Annotated in this window: 17 protein-coding genes; 7 read left to right on the top strand and 10 right to left on the bottom strand. The window is 60.4% G+C overall.

Translation table 11 applies throughout. The features are described from left to right. Window positions 1-88 precede the first annotated feature (88 nt). Window positions 89-877, bottom strand: coding sequence for an SDR family oxidoreductase (locus ACW9JC_RS20780; protein WP_457457263.1), 789 nt, complete (start codon window positions 875-877; stop codon window positions 89-91). 154 nt (window positions 878-1031) lie between these two features. On the opposite strand from ACW9JC_RS20780, the gene ACW9JC_RS20775 reads away from it, so the two are divergent. The 3 genes from ACW9JC_RS20775 to ACW9JC_RS20765 all read left to right on the top strand — a co-directional run bounded on the left by ACW9JC_RS20775 (window position 1032) and on the right by ACW9JC_RS20765 (window position 3682). After that, on the top strand, window positions 1032-2198 hold the full coding sequence (locus ACW9JC_RS20775; protein ID WP_457457261.1) for an iron-containing alcohol dehydrogenase: 1167 nt from the start codon (window positions 1032-1034) through the stop codon (window positions 2196-2198). A gap of 13 nt (window positions 2199-2211) precedes the next feature. Beyond that, the gene (locus ACW9JC_RS20770; protein WP_416130452.1) at window positions 2212-2526 is read left to right on the top strand and encodes an NIPSNAP family protein; all 315 of its coding nucleotides are present in this window, start codon (window positions 2212-2214) and stop codon (window positions 2524-2526) included. A gap of 172 nt (window positions 2527-2698) precedes the next feature. Then, window positions 2699-3682 carry a cyclase family protein gene (locus tag ACW9JC_RS20765; RefSeq protein ID WP_457457259.1) on the top strand — a complete coding sequence of 328 codons (984 nt, stop codon included), beginning with the start codon at window positions 2699-2701 and terminating at the stop codon, window positions 3680-3682. Here the strand turns inward: ACW9JC_RS20765 and ACW9JC_RS20760 are convergent. Next, window positions 3675-4610: a LysR family transcriptional regulator gene (locus tag ACW9JC_RS20760; RefSeq protein ID WP_457457257.1), complete on the bottom strand. Its 936-nt coding sequence runs from the start codon at window positions 4608-4610 to the stop codon at window positions 3675-3677. The two genes, ACW9JC_RS20765 and ACW9JC_RS20760, sit on opposite strands and share 8 nt — an antisense overlap. Before the next feature lie 169 nt (window positions 4611-4779). Beyond that, window positions 4780-5718: a cyclase family protein gene (locus tag ACW9JC_RS20755; RefSeq protein WP_457457255.1), complete on the bottom strand. Its 939-nt coding sequence runs from the start codon at window positions 5716-5718 to the stop codon at window positions 4780-4782. A 258-nt stretch (window positions 5719-5976) separates the two neighbouring features. Between ACW9JC_RS20755 and ACW9JC_RS20750 the strand changes: the two genes are divergently transcribed. Together ACW9JC_RS20750 and ACW9JC_RS20745 are read left to right on the top strand one after the other, a co-directional pair. Beyond that, the gene (locus ACW9JC_RS20750) at window positions 5977-6993 is read left to right on the top strand and encodes a GlxA family transcriptional regulator (protein WP_338586101.1); all 1017 of its coding nucleotides are present in this window, start codon (window positions 5977-5979) and stop codon (window positions 6991-6993) included. A 101-nt stretch (window positions 6994-7094) separates the two neighbouring features. Continuing rightward, complete coding sequence (locus ACW9JC_RS20745) at window positions 7095-7412, top strand: DUF2388 domain-containing protein (RefSeq protein ID WP_338586100.1); 318 nt, start codon at window positions 7095-7097, stop codon at window positions 7410-7412. A 213-nt stretch (window positions 7413-7625) separates the two neighbouring features. Here ACW9JC_RS20745 and ACW9JC_RS20740 read toward each other — a convergent pair whose 3' ends face one another. Next, window positions 7626-8417 carry an SDR family NAD(P)-dependent oxidoreductase gene (locus ACW9JC_RS20740; protein WP_457457253.1) on the bottom strand — a complete coding sequence of 264 codons (792 nt, stop codon included), beginning with the start codon at window positions 8415-8417 and terminating at the stop codon, window positions 7626-7628. Between the two features lie 124 nt (window positions 8418-8541). Between ACW9JC_RS20740 and ACW9JC_RS20735 the strand changes: the two genes are divergently transcribed. Both ACW9JC_RS20735 and ACW9JC_RS20730 read left to right on the top strand, forming a co-directional pair. Next, window positions 8542-9489: a GlxA family transcriptional regulator gene (locus ACW9JC_RS20735; RefSeq protein WP_457457251.1), complete on the top strand. Its 948-nt coding sequence runs from the start codon at window positions 8542-8544 to the stop codon at window positions 9487-9489. 124 nt (window positions 9490-9613) lie between these two features. Beyond that, entirely contained in the window at window positions 9614-10273 is a 660-nt protein-coding gene (locus ACW9JC_RS20730) for a methyltransferase family protein (RefSeq protein WP_457457249.1), read from the top strand. A gap of 43 nt (window positions 10274-10316) precedes the next feature. Here the strand turns inward: ACW9JC_RS20730 and ACW9JC_RS20725 are convergent, their stop codons facing one another. The 6 genes from ACW9JC_RS20725 to aldA form a co-directional block, all read right to left on the bottom strand. Then, window positions 10317-10982 (bottom strand): HAD family hydrolase, encoded by a 666-nt coding sequence (locus ACW9JC_RS20725; protein ID WP_457457247.1) that lies wholly within the window; start codon window positions 10980-10982, stop codon window positions 10317-10319. 74 nt (window positions 10983-11056) lie between these two features. Beyond that, entirely contained in the window at window positions 11057-11464 is a 408-nt protein-coding gene (locus ACW9JC_RS20720) for a response regulator (RefSeq protein ID WP_457457245.1), read from the bottom strand. A gap of 113 nt (window positions 11465-11577) precedes the next feature. After that, entirely contained in the window at window positions 11578-13188 is a 1611-nt protein-coding gene (locus tag ACW9JC_RS20715) for a GMC family oxidoreductase (protein ID WP_457457243.1), read from the bottom strand. Window positions 13189-13342: 154 nt separating this feature from the next. Next, a complete protein-coding gene (locus ACW9JC_RS20710) occupies window positions 13343-14560 on the bottom strand; it encodes a mandelate racemase/muconate lactonizing enzyme family protein (protein ID WP_457457241.1) in 1218 nt (405 codons plus the stop codon). Between the two features lies 1 nt (window position 14561). Beyond that, window positions 14562-15881 (bottom strand): MFS transporter, encoded by a 1320-nt coding sequence (locus tag ACW9JC_RS20705; protein WP_457457239.1) that lies wholly within the window; start codon window positions 15879-15881, stop codon window positions 14562-14564. 83 nt (window positions 15882-15964) lie between these two features. Further along, complete coding sequence (aldA, locus tag ACW9JC_RS20700) at window positions 15965-17389, bottom strand: aldehyde dehydrogenase (protein WP_457457237.1); 1425 nt, start codon at window positions 17387-17389, stop codon at window positions 15965-15967. Window positions 17390-17547 lie beyond the last annotated feature (158 nt).

Below are 17547 nucleotides of genomic sequence, written 5' to 3'. Positions count from 1 at the left end.
AGCGGCCCCACTCTAATCACGCCCCCGTGTGCTGAATAATGATGGGATCTGATTGGGGGATCACTGATTGTCATCCCCCCGGAAATGATCAGAACGTGCCAGGATAGCTGCCGCCGTCCAGCAACAGGTTTTGCCCGGTCAGGAAACCGGACTGGGCGCCGCAGATAAACGCGCAATACGCGCCGAATTCATCAGGCTGGCCGAAGCGTTGCGCCGGGACATTTTTGCGGCGTTGTTCGGCGATGCTTTCGACGCTGGTGCCGTTGGCCTCGGCAGCTGCATTCAGGGTTTTGTGCAGGCGCTCGGTCTCGAACGGCCCCGGCAGCAGGTTGTTGACGGTGACGTTGTTCCCGGCCAAGCGCGCCTGACGCGCCAGCCCGGCGATGAAACCGGTCAAGCCGCTGCGTGCACCGTTGGACAAACCCAACACATCAATCGGCGCCTTCACCGCGCCGGAAGTGATGTTGACGATGCGCCCGAAACCGCGCTCGGCCATGCCATCGACACAGGCCTTGATCAGCTCGATGGGCGTGAGCATGTTGGCATCCAGCGCTTTCAACCAGTCCTCGCGCTGCCAGTCGCGGAAGTCACCGGGCGGCGGTCCGCCGGCGTTGTTGACTAGGATGTCCACCTGCGGGCACGCCGCCAGCACTTGCGCGCGCACGGCAGGCTCGCTGATGTCCCCGGCCACGGTGTGCACCTCAATGCTTGGCGCCAACCCGCGCAATTCCACGGCAGCGGCCTGCAACGTCTCGTCGCCACGGGCATTGATCACCAGGTTCACGCCCTCCTTCGCCAAGGCCCGCGCGCAGGCCAGGCCCAAGCCCTTGCTGGCGGCGCAGACGATTGCCCAGCGTCCCGAAATACCCAAATCCATGACCATGCTCCTCACGTTTCGAAGGCGTTACGTTACCACCGCCTGCCGCCACTTCGGGGGATGACAAAGGGTGATCGCTGTATCAGACCTTTTCATTACCGGCCGCCCGCGCCGCTTATTACTGTCTCCAGACCAATAAGAACCGGAGTAGCCGATGAACCCGTTCCAGTTTTATTTCCCCACGACCCTCAAAAGCGGCAACGGCCTGGTGCGTCAGGCCGGTGCGCTGCTCAAGCCCCATGTTCGCAAGAAACTGCTGGTGGTTACTGACCAGGGGCTGATGGCGTCGGGCGTGCTGGAAAGCTTTTTTGCCTCGCTGGCTGGCAGCGAAATTGCCTATGAAGTGTTTGCCGGCGTCGAACCCAATCCTACTACCGATGTGCTGGAACGCGCCGTCGAGTTCCTGAAAAACCACGAGTGCGACGCGGTGATCGGCGTCGGTGGCGGCAGCAGCATCGACACCGCCAAAGGCGTGGCGGCGATGGCCACCAACCCCGGCAACATCCTCGACTACGAGGGCTACGACAAACTGCTGCACCCGCCACTGCCGATCTTCGCCATCCCGACCACCTCGGGTACCGGCAGCGAGTGCACCGCATCGACGGTGTTCACCAACACCAAGACCCTGTTCAAAACGGTGATCATCAGCCCGGCGCTGTTCCCCAAACTGGCGATTCTCGACGCCGAACTGACCCTCAAGCTGCCACCGTCGATCACCGCCGCCACCGGCATGGACGCCCTGACCCACGCCATCGAATCCTACGTGTCGAAGCAGGCCAACCCGATCAGCCAGGCCTTGGCCCTGCAAGCAATCAAGATGATCTGCACCTACCTGCCGAAAGCGTTTTTCACAGGCTCCGATTTGCACGCCCGTGAGCAGATGCTGCTTGCGTCATTCCTCGCCGGCGTCGCATTCGCCCAATCGAAACTGGGCAATGTGCATGCGATCTCCCACACCTTCGGCGGCGTTTTCAATATTCCCCATGGCATCGCCAACGCCACGCTGCTGCCCTACGTCATCGAATACAACCTGCCGGCGTGCCCTGAACTGTTCCGCGAGATGGCCCTGGCCATGGGCGAAAACGTCGACGGCCTGAGCCCTGCCCGCGCCGGACACAAAGTCGTGGAGCACGTGATGGCGCTGAACAAGGCCATCGGCATTCCCGACAACATCAAGGACCTGGGCGTGGACCTGGACTACATGCCGCAAATGGTCAGCGACTCGATGCGCAGCGGCAACGTGCTGGTCAACCCGCGCTTGACCACGGCCGCCGACGTCGAGCGAATCATCAGCAACGCCTTCAACGGCATTCATTCTTGAGAGACGAGCTCCCATGTTTTACGAAATGCGCACCTACACGATCCAGATCGGAAAAATGCAGACCTACCTCAAGCACTTCGAGGAAAACGGCCTGCCGGTGATCTCCCGCTACACCACGCTGGTGGGCTGGTGGTACACGGAAATCGGCGAGCTGAACCAGGTGATCCACATCTGGGCCTACGAGAGTCTCGATGACCGGATCAAGAAACGGGCCGCGCTGTACCAAGACCCGGACTGGCTCGAAGGCTTCGTGCCGATTGCCTTCCCGATGCTGGAGAAGATGGAGTCGAAGCTGCTGATGCCGGCGGCGTTTTCGCCGATCAAGTAATCCCTGAACCGGACTGACAGAAAACACAAAAAACTGTGGGAGCTGGCTTGCCAGCGATGAGGGCGTACCTGTCGACATATATCTCGTCTGATACACCGCTATCGCTGGCAAGCCAGCTCCCACAGGGTCTGTGCTGTTCTCTCGGTTTCCGCCAAATTCCAAGGACAACCCCATGTGCGACCACAACACCAATAACACCGCCGCCGACCGTGCTCCCGATATCAAGACCCTGCTCGAAGGCCTGCCGACCAACTGGGGCAAATGGGGGCCGGACGATGAAGTCGGTGCCCTGAACTACCTGCAAAGCGCCGAGATCCTGCGTGGCATCGCCTCCGTGCGTCAGGGCAAGACCTTTACCCTGCAAGTGCAGATCGGTCACCCGAAAGGTGAACCGCTGTGGCCCGGCCGGCGTCCGTCGATGCGGGTCAACGTGCTCGACAAGGGCCACTTCCTGGCCGGCAAAACCCACTTCGACGGTCACGTCGAATACGCCGACGATGTGATCTTCATGCACCTGCAAGGCTCGACCCAATACGACGCGTTGGGCCATGTCTGGCACGACAACAAACTGTGGAACGGCTACGACGCCATGAGCACCATCGGCAGCATGGACAAGGCCAGCATCCTGCCGATTGCCGAGCGCGGCATCGTCGGTCGCGCGGTGCTGATCGACATGGCCCGCCATCGCGGCAAAGCGGTGCTGGACAAGGGCGAAACCTTCAATCACCACGACCTGCTGGCCGCCGCGAAAGCCCAGGGCATCGAGATCCACAAGCGCGACATTCTGATCATCCGCACAGGCTGGATCGGCTCGTTCTACGAGCGCGAGCCGGAAGAGTTCTACAAGGATTTCGCCGAGCCAGGCCTGACCTTCAGCCGTGAACTGGTGGAGTGGTTTCACCAGATGGAAATCCCCAACCTGGTCACCGACACCATGGCCAACGAAGTGGCGGTCGACCCGACTTCAGGTGTGTTGATTCCGCTGCACAACGCCTTGATGCGCAACCTCGGTGTGACCTTCACCGAAGTCGCCCTGCTCGATGCACTGGCCGATGACTGTGCTGCTGACGGTCAGTGGCAGTTTCTCTACACCGCCGCGCCGCTGAAAATCGTCGGCGGCACGGGCGCACCGGTGAACCCGATCGTGATCAAGTAAGCGTCGGCTGCTGCAACTCGTTAATCAGCAGGGTCGCCGCCGGAGGTAAATCGGCGCCGGCCCGGCTGATCGCGCCATACGGTTCGACCAGGGCACGCATCGACAGCGGCAGGGTCACCAGCAGCTCGAACTGCGCACAGAACTGAGCGACTTCCGCCGGGATCACGGCCAGCAAGCTCGGGTCTTGCTGCACCAGCAAAATGGTGGCGAAGATCGATGAGGTCTCCAGCGGATAACGCGGAATATCCAGCCCCGCCTCTTCCAGCTCGCGCTCCAGGGCCTGACGCATCGGCATGTCCTTGGGATAAACCACCCAGCGGTAATCGCTCAACTGCGCCAACTGCAACGACGTCGCAGCCGCCAGCGGATGGTCCTTGCTGGCGACTACTGCCAACGGTTCATCGCTCAACACGATGCAGTCATAAGCGTCCGAGCGCTGGCCGACGCTGGTGCGACAAATGGCCAGGTCCAGTCGCCCCTGATCCAGCAACGCGAGCAGGTTGGCGCTGGTGTTCTCCACCACTTCGATGGACAGCTGCGGTTGCTTGAGGCGCAGTTCGGTCAAGGCCCGGGTCAGCAGCGGTACCGCGCCCATGATCACGCCCACCGACAACCTTCCGCCCTGACCGCGCAGGATGCTCAGCATGTCTTCGCGCAGGTGTTCGACATCGCTGTAGATCAGCCGCGCGTAGCGGATCATGCAACGGCCCATTTCGTTGGCCACCAAACCTTGGGGCTGGCGCTCGAACAGCGGCATGCCGAGCAGCGATTCGACTTCATGCAACGCCTTGGTGGCGCCGGACTGGGAAATGGAAATCTGCTCGGCGGCCTTGTGCAACGAGCCGCGCTCATCCAGTGCGATCAACAGGCGCAGTTGTTTGAGGCGCAAGCGTGCGGCGATGCTGGAAAGTGAAGGAATCGTATCCATGTGTGCTCTGATTCAATGGGTAACCCAGGACCAACATGCTGACCGCTTTTTTTGTAGGAGCAAGGCTTGCCCGCGATAGCGATTTCGAGAACGCCATCGCGGGCAAGCCATGCTCCTACAGGTCGCGTTGTCGGTGATTGAACAGTAACCGCAAAGTGATCGGTAACTATCAGCGAATCGCCACCGGGTTGATATTGACCTGGGTCGATCCTTTGTACAGCGGCTGCCCGAGCACGAACATGAAGGTCCAGGCCTTGTCGCGGACCAGTGCGCGGCTGTCGATCAGCTCCAGATTGTAGATACCATTCTTGGCCAGCATGAACTGGTTGACCGGGAATTCCTGGCCATCGGTGCCAGGGTAGATTTCCGAAGCCCAGGTATCACCACCGAAAGCGACGATCTGTTTGTCCGCCAACCATTTAGCCGCCGCCATGCCGATGCCCGGTTCCACCGCGAGGAATTTCTCGTTGTCCTTGCCCAGCAGTTCCAGCCAACCGGTGTTGAACAGCACCACATCACCCTTCTCGATGCTGACGCCTTGCAGGTCCAACGCCTTCTGAATGTCGGCAACGGTGAACTCGGTTTTCTCCGGCACGATGGCGCTGCCGTACACCGCCGTCATGTCCAGTACCACGCCGCGAGTGACAATCGGCGGGACTTTTTCGATGCCGAGTTTCTGCACACCTTCCACGGTGACGAAATCCGCCGCGCGGTTGCCGTTGTAGTAGACGTTGTCGATACCGATGTGGCCGATGCCGTTGAGCTGCGTGCCGACACCGGTCCAGCCGACCACCAGTTCATCATTGAAGGTGAATTTGTTCGGCCCCATCGTGGTGCCGCCCGCCTCACCCGGTTGAACGTTGGTCAGGTGAAAACTGCGATGACGAAACGCCGGCAGGTTTTTGTCGATGGGTACAGCCAGCGGGTAGGTTTTGCCGGTCTTGATCAGCTTGGCGGCATTGAGCACCGATTCGGCGTTGAGCAGGTTCAGCGCGCCAATTTCATCGTTGGCGCCGTATTTGGACGGGTACCATTTTTCAGCATCCGCGGCGTGGGCGGCATTGACGGTGAGCAGCAGGGCGAATGGCAGGGCCAGGCGATTGAGCATGTGGGAGTCCTTGTCTGGTTTCGATGAACCCAAGGTACCCAGCCTGTTAGTGCGGAAACAGACAGCTATCGACAATACATTTGTTCTGGATTTTCACGAGTGATTGCCTGGCTATCTGCTTAACTCGCCAGCGGTGCTAGAGTGAGAACCGGACGATCGACTGACAACAAACCCTGAAATCCTGACAGTCGACCAATTGCGATAACGCTTAGATCGTTTGCGAATTATGATTATTCCAACTCGCTGAAACAGAAGCCTATGAACATCGCAAACCCCACCGCCGCCCGCGAAATCCAATCCGAACAATCGCGTTTGATCGTCTTCCTCGCCTATCCAGAAATGGGCCTGCTGGACCTGACTGGCGCGCAAACCGTGTTCTGGGCGGCCTCCCGTTACCTCGACAGCAGCAAGCTGCCGGGCTACAAACTGCAAACCGCCAGCCTCACCGGCGGCCTGATCCAGACCGCCGAAGGCCTGGCCGTCGACACCGTGCCATTGAGCGATTTCGCTGATCAAACGATCGACACCCTGATCGTCCCGGGCGCACCGGTGATTATTCTGGCAATGAGCAATTCCCTGGAACTGGTCGACTGGCTCAAGGAAGCGTCGACCAAGGTCAGACGCACCGCCTCGGTGTGCAGCGGCACGTTCCTGCTGGCCGAAGCCGGATTGCTCGACGGCCGACGCGCCGCCACCCATTGGGCGATGTGCGGCATGCTCAAGGAACGTCACCCGTCGATCGAAGTCGACAACGATGCGATCTTTGTCCAGCAGGGTTCGGTCTGGACTTCCGCCGGGGTCAGCGCCGGCATCGACCTGGCACTGGCGCTGGTCGAAGAGGACTGCGGGCGTGAACTGGCGCTGCTGGTCGCGCGGGAAATGGTGGTGTTCCTCAAGCGCCCCGGTGGCCAGGCCCAGTACAGTCAATTGCTGCAATCGCAAACCAGCGAAGGCGCCGCCTTCGACGACCTGCACCTGTGGATCACGCAGAACCTGGAAGGTGAAAACCTCACCATCGACCGGCTCGCCCAGCAGGTGCAAATGAGCCCACGCAACTTCGCCCGGGTCTACAAACTCAAGACCGGCCGCACCCCCGCCAAAGCCGTGGAAGTGCTGCGGGTCGAAGCGGCCCGGCGTCTGCTGGAAGATTCCGAACGCAATATCGATCAAATTTCCCGACTGTGCGGCTTTGGCGACGAAGAGCGCATGCGCCTGACGTTTCAGCGCAACCTGGGGGTTTCGCCGAGGGATTATCGCAGCCGGTTTTCGCGCTGAATCACCGGCCTGAAGCAGCATCAGGGAACTCTCGGCGACCGCCGTGCATCCTAAAAGGTGAGATGTTTCCTTTTTGCTGCACGCTTTCAGAGGACACCGTCATGCGCCGTCTGATTATCATTTCTTCCCTTGTGCTGTGCTTACCGTTCGGCTCCGCAATGGCCAAAGTGGATGCGGGCGACGTCGCCACTTCAGCCGGGGTCTCCGCCTCGCTGTACTCGACGTTCAAGGATGACAAACTGATGATTCCCGCCCGGGATGACGCCTCCAGCTTCGTGGCCAGTGGCGGCGCGATTCGCGGCGTATATCTGGAGCAGGTCCTGCAACGGATCCGTCAGGAAAATCCCGGCCTTAACGCTAGCGATGAAGACCTGGCTCGCGCCATTCTCGTCCAGGAAGGCGTTGCGGCAGGTCAATAAGTCACGTCGATCCGTCGGTGGGGCTGGTGAAACCCGAATGGCGTTTCCGGCCCTGCCTCGCTTGCGACTCAACGCGCCCAGCCAGCAACCAGTTGCGCACTGATGCTGACCCCGCCGCACAGCACAATCACTGCCCTTTCGCGAGCAGGCTCGCTCCCACACGATTTGTGTTAGGCCTGTGAGAGCGAGCTTGCTCGCGAATACATCCTCAACTCAGCGATAACGCGGCGCCGCCGTGGAGTTGCCGAACAACCCGGATAGCACCTGACGCTGGGCCTCATAGCGATCCCATTGGGCACCGTCGTGCAGCCCCGGAATGGTCACCACTTCTCCATTGGCCAGCCCCACCAGCGCCGCATCGACCATCTCGTCGACGGGCATGACGATTTCCTGCGGCAGGTTTTCCACCGGGTGGCCGGCTTCGCTCCAGAAATCGGTGGCGGTGGCGCCCGGCAATACGGCCTGTACACGCACGCCCTTGTCGACCAGCTCGTGGTGCATCGACTGGCTCAAGGCCAGGACAAACGCCTTGGTCCCGCCGTACACGCCGTTGAGAATTTCCGGGGCGATGGCGACGATCGAGGCAATGTTGATCACGGTGCCGGCGCCACGTGCGACGAAACCGGGGGCCACGGCATACGCCAAGCGCGTCAGCGCGGTGATATTAAGGGTGATCATGTCTTGCATGTCATCCACCGGGCTGACCAGCAGCGGCATCACCGCGCCGACCCCGGCGTTGTTGACCAGCAGCGTGATGCTGGCGTCGTTGCGCAGGATCTGTTCGACCCGCAGCAAATCCGCTTTTTCTTTCAAATCAGCGGTAACCACTTCCACGTTGCGCCCTGTTGCATCGCTCAAACGGTTGGCCAGCGCGGTGAGTTTCGCCTGGCTGCGCGCCACCAGAATCAGGTCATAACCCTGGCGGGCGAGACGGTCGGCATACACCGCGCCGATGCCTGATGAAGCGCCGGTGATCAGTGCGGTGCCTTTGGATGAGAGTGCCATGTGCAATTTCCTTCACGATGAGGCGAGAGGTTCGCCGGGTGTGAGTTGTTATAAAGGCACTCGCACGCGTCGCAAATGACGTTTAAAGTACGTTTTTCGGACATGGCCGTTTGAGGACATAACGATGATTTCCGTGGCGTTTGTGGTTTTCGAGGGGTTCCAGTCGATGTCGCTGGCGGCGATGCCGGTGTTCGAGTACGCCAATTTCAGCGCGGGCGAAACGCTGTATGACGTGCGTGTACTGTCCGCGGACGGCCGCACGTTGCGCGCTTCCGGCGGGTTGACGGTCGGCAGCGAGGCGTTCGATGAACGAGTGATCGACACCGTCATCGTGGTCGGCGGCGATGCCATCCTCGAACAGGCACCCGAAGCCATACTCGATTACTTGCGTGCCAGCGCCCAGACCGCGCGACGCACGGCGTCGATCTGCTCCGGCGCCTTCGTCATGGCCCAGGCCGGTTTGCTCGACGGTCGGCGGGCGACCACGCATTGGGCCTATGCGCGGCAACTGCAAGAACGCTTTCCCTCGATAAAAGTGGAAGCCGACCGCATCTACGTGATCGACGGCTCGGTGTGGACCTCTGCCGGCATGACCGCCGGCATCGACCTGGCGCTGGCCATGGTTGAAAAGGACCACGGCGCCGAACTCGCCCGCTCGGTGGCGCAGAAACTGGTGATGTACCACCGCCGCGCCGGTGGCCAATCTCAGCATTCGGCGCTGCTGGAGCTGGAGCCGAAATCCGACCGAATCCAGACCGTTTTGGGCTACGCCCGAGAACACCTCTCCGAGGCATTATCGGTCGAACAACTGGCTGATGTGGCGCGTCTCAGCCCGAGACAGTTCAGTCGCGCCTTCCGCGCCGAAACCGGGCAATCGCCAGCAAAAGCCATCGAAAACCTGCGCCTGGAAGCGGCGCGGCAAATGCTCGAACGCGGGCGGCTGACCCTCGACCAGATCGCCCTGGAAACCGGCTTCAGCGACCGCCGCCGCATGCGTGAAGCGTTCTTGCGGGCGTTCGGGCAGCCGCCGCAGGTGATTCGACGTAGCGCAAGATCGGAGATATCAATGTAGGAGCTGCCGCAGGCTCGGGCCGCGTTCGGACGATCTTTTGACTTTGTTTTTTAGAAGCAAGATCAAAAGATCGCAGCCTTCGGCAGCTCCTACAATTAGAGGTGTATCCACCGTTGGAGACGCCATGAAAATCTCAGCCAAACTGGCGTTTTTCGCCATCGTCACCACCCTCGCCTACATTGGCCTGGCCATTTGGGGATTGGGTGGTTTCGGTGCTTTTTTCTCCCACGGTGCGCTGGTGGTTGTAGCGCTGGCGACGCTGGTCATGGCCATCGCCTCACTGTTCACCGAGGTCAACCTGAGTTCCGGCGAGCGTGAAGATCGCGCCAACCGCTGGGTGATTCCGGCCTTCGGGGTGCTTGGATTATCAAGCGGCTTCTTGCCGGCCTACACCGACCGCATCGACTTCTGGACCTTCGGTGGCGAAGGTATTCGTTGGCTCGGGGCAATGCTGTTCATCATCGGCGGTGCGCTGCGGTTGTGGCCGGTGTTTGTGCTGGGCAGGCGGTTCAGCGGACTGGTGGCGATTCAACCGGGACACCAACTGGTCACCGACGGGATTTACCGACACCTGCGCAACCCGAGTTATCTGGGGATAGTGGTCATCGGCGTGGGATGGGCGCTGGCATTTCGGTCGGGGGGTGGATTGCTGCTGGTGGCGTTGACGATGATCCCGTTGATTGCGCGGATTCATTCGGAAGAGGCGTTGTTGCGGGCGCAGTTTGGCGGTGAATATGAGGCTTACTGCGCACGGAGCTGGCGGCTGATTCCCAAAATCTACTGAACACCCAATCCCCCTGTGGGAGCCAGCCTGCTGGCTCCCACAGTTAGATTGTGCGCAGGCTGAGGCCCTGCTCACCCAAATGGGCCTCAACCAAATCATAACCAGCCAACGTCGCATGTTCCGTCTCGATCGGTTCATCATGCGCCGCCGCCACAATCAGCAAATCCGCCCCCGCTGCTTCAGCTGCAAGAATCCCCACCGTCGCATCTTCGAACACCAGGCAGTCGCTGATCTCTACTCCCAACCGTTTTGCGGCGAGCCGATATCCGCTCGGGTCAGGTTTGCCGACACTGACGTCTTCGGCAGTGATCATCACATCCGGCTCGGGAATCCCGGCCGCCGCCATGCGCCGCAACGCCAGCGTTCTCGGTGCGGAGGTGACGATGGCCCACTGATGAGCCGGCAGCGACTTGAGAAACTGCGCCGCGCCGGGCACCTCTTCAACCCCTTCGACATCTTCGATTTCCGCCTCGGTGATCCACGCCGCTTCTGCTTCGGCATCGACACCGGGCAACGCCAGGCGCTTGATGGTATCGATGGCGCGGGCGCCGTGAATGGTCGGCAGGAAGGTTTCGACATCGACACCGTGGCGCACGGCCCATCGAGTCCAGACCCGTTCAGCGGCGGCAATCGAGGTGAGGATGGTGCCGTCCATGTCGAACAGGAAGGCGCGGTACGGCGTATTGAAGACCGAGGGTTGAGCGGACAAGGGAAACCTCGCAGGTGCCGGGGCGAATGTGCCGGGCAATGTAGCATTTGCGAGGCGGTTGAGGGCACAGCCGATCAGTGGAGTTTCTTCGACGCGAACGCACCGTTTACGCAGTCCAGCAGCGAACCGATCGCCCAGGGTTTCTTGATGAACGACACTTGATGACGAACGCCGGAGCTTTCCGGCGTTTCGTAGCCGGACATGATCATGATCGGCTTGTCCGGCCAACGATCACCGAACTGGTTGGCCAGGTCCGCGCCGTTTAGTTCGCCGGGCATGGTGATATCCGTCAGCAACAGCGCGACTTGATTGGCATGCTGTTGCAGGTACACCGATGCGGCATCCGCACTGGATTGCGGCTGCACCGCAAAGCCCTCGTCCTGAAGAATTTCACAGAGAAATTCCAGGATCAGCGGGTCATCTTCAACCACCAGAATCAACCCGCCTGGAAGATCTGCGCCCCTCGTCGATATTCGACTCATGACCTTGCCGCTCCCTGATTGCACCTATGATTTCGCGGGCTTGAATCCGCTGCCTACAGGTAGGAGCAGCGGACTCGGCGGAAATTCATTTTTGATACAGGGAGACGACGAAATCAGGCGTCCTGGAGGATCAGGTCAGCGCCCTTCTCCGCCACCATCAGCACCGCCGCGTGTGTATTGCCGGACGTCACGTTAGGGAAAATCGACGCATCGACGATGCGCAAACCGCTCAAGCCATGAACCTTCAAACGCTTGTCGACCACCGACTTCCGCTCATCCGCCCCCATCGCGCACGAACCGCACAAGTGATAGATCGAGCCGCTGTTTTCGCGGAAGTACTGCAACATCTGCTCGTCGCTGTCGACCACCGGGCCGGGCAGCACCTCTTCGACGGTGATGCCCTTGAGCGCCGGCGCCTGCATGATCTTGCGCATCAGGCGACTGCCCTGGATCACCTCATCGATGTCCTTCTGGGTGCTCAGGTAATTCGGGTCGATCAGTGCCGCATCACGCGGGTTTTTCGAGGCAATGGTGATGTGCCCGCGACTGGTCGGCCGGCACGGGTTGAAGCACAGCAGGAATCCTGAGTACGGCTCGGGCTTGAGGCTGGCCTTGTTGTTTTTCGGGATCTGGTACGACAGCGGGTTGAAGTACAGTTGCAGGTTCGGGTTGGCCTGTTGCTCGTCGCCCCGGAAGAAACCACCGGCCTGGTTGACACTCATCGCCAGCGCGCCCTTGCGGGTGAACAGGTATTTCAAGCCGAGCTTGAACTGACCGAACAGCGAGCTCAGTTCATCGTTGAGCGTCGGGATGTTGGCCTTGTAGTAGTAACTGGCGCACAGGTGATCCTGCAGGTTTTGCCCCACCGCCGGCAGGTGCTTGACCAGCGGGATGTTGTGTTTGGCCAACAACGCCTGATCGGCGACACCGGACAATTGCAGAATCTTCGGAGTGTCCACGGCACCGGCGCAGAGGATCACTTCCTTGTTCGCGGTGAAGGTGCGCACCACGCCGTGCTGGGTAATGGATATCCCGGTGGCACGCTGCTGGTCATCGAACAGCACGCGGTCGACCAGAGCATAATGCTCGACGGTCAGGTTCGACCGGCTCAGCGCCGGATGCAGATGGGCAAAACTGCTGGAACTGCGCTGGCCGTTGCGGGTGTTGACGTCGTAGATGCCCGCGCCTTCGAATTTCGGCCCGTTGAAGTCGTCACTGTGCGGATAGCCCAGTTCATCGCAGCCCTTGAGGAACACATCGCAGATCGGATGGGTCTGGCCCTTCATCGGGGTGATGCTGATCGGGCCGCTGCTACCGTGGTATTCGCTGTCGCCCAGCGGATGGTTTTCCAGTTTTCGGAAGTACGGCAGCACATCCTTGAAACCCCAGCCGTCGTTGCCGTTGGCCGCCCAGTCATCGAAATCGTGGGCCTGGCCGCGCACGTAGATCATCGCGTTGATCGAGCCCGAGCCACCCTGGACCTTGCCGCGCGGGGCATAGATTTCGCGGTTGTTCAGTTGTTTTTGCGGACGGCTGTAGTACATCCAGTTAAAGGTCGGGTTGTAATACATTTTGGCGAAGCCGACCGGAATCTTGAACCACAGCGAACTGTCTTTCCCGCCCGCTTCCAGCAGCAGCACCGTGTGTTTTCCCGAGGCCGAAAGGCGATTGGCCAAAACGCAGCCTGCGGCGCCAGCGCCAGCGATGATGTAGTCGTATGTCATGCACGGTTACCGCGTAAGTCGTTGTACAAAAAAAACCGCGCCTCCCTTGTAGGAGCTGTCGAGTGCAACGAGGCTGCGATCTTTTGATTTTTCAAAAGCAAGATCAAAAGATCGCAGCCTGCGGCAGCTCCTACAGGGGATGCGTCCTCTCGTGTCAGCCCTTGGCCGGCGATGTGTCTTTTACATCCGCCGGGGTCGGCGCCATTTGCAGGTGCAAACGCTCGCCGGTGTACGGCGAATGCTTGCGCACCACGTCCATGTTCAGCTCCACGCCAAGGCCCGGTTCGGTGGACGGGATGATGTAGCCATCCTCCCATTGCAGCGGCTTGGTCAGGACTTCGGCATGGAAACCACCCCAGGTCATGATGCTTTCCTGGATCAGGAAGTTCGGCGTGCAAGTGGCCAGCTGGAAACTCGCCGCCGCGCCGATTGGCCCGTTATAGAGGTGCGGCGCGATTTGTGCGTAATAGGCTTCGGCCATGCTGGCGATTTTCTTCGCTTCCAGCAGGCCGCCGCAGCGGGCGACGTTCATTTGCAGAATCGATGCGCCGCCAGCCTGCAACAGCTTGAAGAATTCGTACTTGGTGGTGAGGCGCTCGCCAGTGGCAATCGGAATGCTGGTCTTCGCCGCCACTTGCGCCATGGCGTCTTCCTGGCCCGGCGGCACCGGTTCTTCGAACCACAACGGGTCGTACTTCTCCAAACGCTTGGCCAGACGGATTGCCGAGGACGGCACCATTTGCCCGTGGGTGCCGAAGAGCAAATCGCACTTGTCACCCACCGCTTCGCGGATCTTGCGGCAGAAGGTTTCGCAGCGTTCCAGCACTTCCAGCGAGATCTGATGCCCGGAGTACGCGGTGTACGGGCCTGCCGGGTCGAACTTCACGGCGGTGAAGCCTTTGTTCATGTTCTCGATGGCGCACTCGGCGGCCAGGTCCGGGTCGTCGTAGTCGTACTCGCCCTTGCTGTTGAGCGGGTACAGGTAGGTGTAGGAACGCAGGCGTTCGTTGACCTTGCCGCCCAACAATTCATAGACCGGTTTGTTCGCCGCTTTGCCGATGATGTCCCAGCAAGCCATCTCCAGGCCGCTGACCACGCCCATCATGGTCAGGTCCGGGCGCTGAGTGAAGCCGCTCGAATAGGCCTGGCGGAAAAAACGCTCGATGTGGTGCGGGTCGTGGTTCAACAGGTAGCGTTCGAACACGTCTTCGATGATCGGCAGCATGGCTTTTGGGCCGAAAGTCGCGGCGTAGATCTCGCCCACGCCTTCAATGCCGCAGTCGGTCTTGAGCTTGACGAACAGCCAGTACATGCCGCCGATGTGCGGCGGGGGTACGGCGACGATATGGGTTTCAAGGGCGACGATTTTCATCTTATGCACCTGTCCGGTTCGAAGTTCTACGGTTGATACGTGCGCGCAAGGTCAGGGCCGCAAGGGTCCCGAGCAGGCCGACGAAAGCGATGTAGCCGAAATACAGCTTGTAACCAAAGGCACCGGGGAAATGTTCGGTGAGGTAGCCGTTGATCAACGGAATGAAAGCGTCCGGCAGGTAACCGACCACCGAGACAATGCCGATGGCCAGGCCGGTGATGCGCAGTGGAATGTTGCAGGTGTCGAGGATCGCCCAGTACAGGCCGCGAATGGCGTAAGTCATCAGGCCGATGAAAATCACCGTGCCAATCAGCAAGCCCATGCTGTTGAGCGCCGGGAACACGATCAGGCCGACCATCGCCAGCGATGCCAGAAACAACGCCACCACCAGCACCGAGATGTTCGAGAACTTGTCACCCAGCCAACCGCCGCCGATGCCGCCAATCGGGCGCATCCAGAGCTTGATGGTGGTGATGGTGCCGGCCATGACCGCGGTCATGCCGCCGCCCTGCAGATAATCCGAGAAACTGTAGGTGGCCCAGAAGATGTGATAGCCGCAGAACACAATCGCGGTGACCAGCCACAGCTCGGGGATTTTCACCAGGGTGGTCAGGTCGCTGAGCAGGTTGAACTTGCCCTTCTCCACCGCCGCCGTTTCTTCCATCGACTTCGGGTCCTTGATCAGCACCAGCACACAGCCGATGGCGATACAGGTGAAGGCATACAGGTAGACCACGTGCTTGAAACCTTCGGCCGCCGATTCGCCACGGGTTTCGGTGGCGAAAGCGAACAGGCCCAACGCGACCGTCGCCAGCAAGGCTTCGACCAGACCGCGACCGCCATCGAGGATGCCGAAGAAGCGGCCCTGTTCGGAGTGCCGGGCAATCATCTTCACGCGCTTGAGCACCGAGGCCCAGAAGGTCAGGCCGGTGGTCAGGCCCCAGCAACCGAAGATGATCATCAGGCCGGTCATCGACGGCGCGGTGGAGTACCACAGGCCCAGGGCGCCGGTAGCGACCAACGAGAAGAAAATCAGGAAGCGCGGCGCAATGCGATCCGCCAGCCAGCCGCTGGGCAGATAGGACAACAGGAAAATCGTCCCGAGCATCGAGTACAGATAACCCAGTTCGCTGTGGTTGATCTGGAACACTTCGAGCATGGTGGTCTGGTAGACCTGACGCAGGTACAGGATCGGGTAGATCGCACCGGCGGCGAGCACCAGCAGCATCAGTTGGAAATAGCGACTTCCCTTGTCGCTGTGGCTTTGTGTACCCGCGTTCGAACCCTGAACAGCGGCAGCAGTGGATGCATGCTTGGACATCGAGTAGACCTCTGGCGCCCGGTGGTCCGGGCGGCCGTGTTAATTGTTTTTATGGGTGCAGCGTGAGGCGTGTTACCGGCGGATCAATAGTTCATCACCACAAGTCGGGTCTGGGTGAATTCGAGCATGCCGTGCTTGCCGTCATCGCCGCCCAGGCCCGAGCGTTTCCAGCCGGCGTGGAAGCCCTGGTACGGGTCAGCCGGGGTGCGATTGACGTACAACTCGCCGGCCTCGATGGCATTGGCGACTTTCTGCACGGTGCGGTAGTTCTCGGTGTAGAGCACAGAAGACAGACCGAACTGGTGATCGTTGGCCATGGCCAGGGCTTCGTCGATGTCGCGGTATTTGAGTACCGGCAGCACCGGGCCGAAGATTTCTTCCTGGATGATTTCCATGTCCTGGCGGCAGCCGCTGAGCAGGGTCGGCGGGTAGAAGTGGCCTTTGCCTGGCGGGATGAAACCACCGGTTTCCAGCACTGCGCCGTCGGCGATGGCGCGCTCGACCATGGCGTGGATGTTCTGTTGCGAACTGGCGTTGACCAGCGGCCCCATCAGGCTGGCGTCGGTGGTGCGATCGCCGAATTTCACGGCCCTGATTTTTTCTTTCAGCAGGCCGAGGAATTTGTCGTAGACGCTTTCCTGCACATAAACCCGCTCGACTGCCGTGCATAACTGGCCGCAGTGAGTGGTCTTGGAGGCGACGATGGCGCTGGCGGCGGCTTCGAGGTCGGCATCGGCTTCGATAATCGCCGGTGTCTTGCCGCCGAGTTCCAGCGACGGCTTGGCGATGTTGGCCTTGCAGTAATCGAGCACAATGCGCCCGGCGTTGACGCTACCGGTTAGAGTGATCAAGCCCACGGCTTTGTGGGTGCAAACCGTGGCGGCAGTGCCGTGATCCATGGTCAGGATATTGACCACGCCGGCCGGCAAACCGGATTGCTGCACAGCCTTTGCAATCTCGAACGCCGAGGTCGGCGTGTTGTTGCTCGGGCGCACCACCACGGTGTTGCCGGCAATCAGCGCCGGGGCGATTTTGCGCAGCAAGGTGTAGACCGGGTAGTTGAACGGGATCAGGCAGGCGACCACGCCAATCGCTTCGCGGTGCAAAAACAGGTTTTCGTTCGGGCTATCGCTGGGAATGATCTCGCCTTCGATGCGGCGCGCCCACTCGGCGTGATAACGGGTGATCTGCGCGGCATAGCGGGCTTCGTTGCTGGCATCGCTGACGCTCTTGCCGGACTCGGCAGCCAGGGCTTCACCGATGTTCACCGCGTTGGCTTCAAGTGCGTCAGCAAAAGCACGCAGGTAGTCGGCGCGTTCGATGCTGGTGAGTTTGCCCCAGGTTTTCTGCGCAGCGGCTGCGGCTTCGACGGCAGCTGTCGCCTCGTCAGTGGTCGCTGCCGAAACGTGGCCGACCAGCGCTTCGGTCGCCGGGTTATAGACCGCGATCAGCGCATCGCTGGCCGGTTCGATGAAGTGGCCGTTAACAAAATTTCGCTCGAGTCGCATGTGAATCGCCCATCGTTGTTTTTATCCAGTCCGGGCAGTCTTGGCGTCCGGCGCGTGTTGGACAAACGATTTATTGAGCGAAGTAACATTCGAAAAATGCAGGTTACCTGTAGGAGCCGAGCTTGCTCGCGATGGCGGTGGGTCAGCCGACATCTATG

The sequence above is a fragment of the Pseudomonas sp. SDO5591_S426 genome (assembly GCF_054070755.1).
Note: the sequence above shows the minus strand (reverse complement) of the source record. Positions and strands in the feature narration are given on the sequence as shown.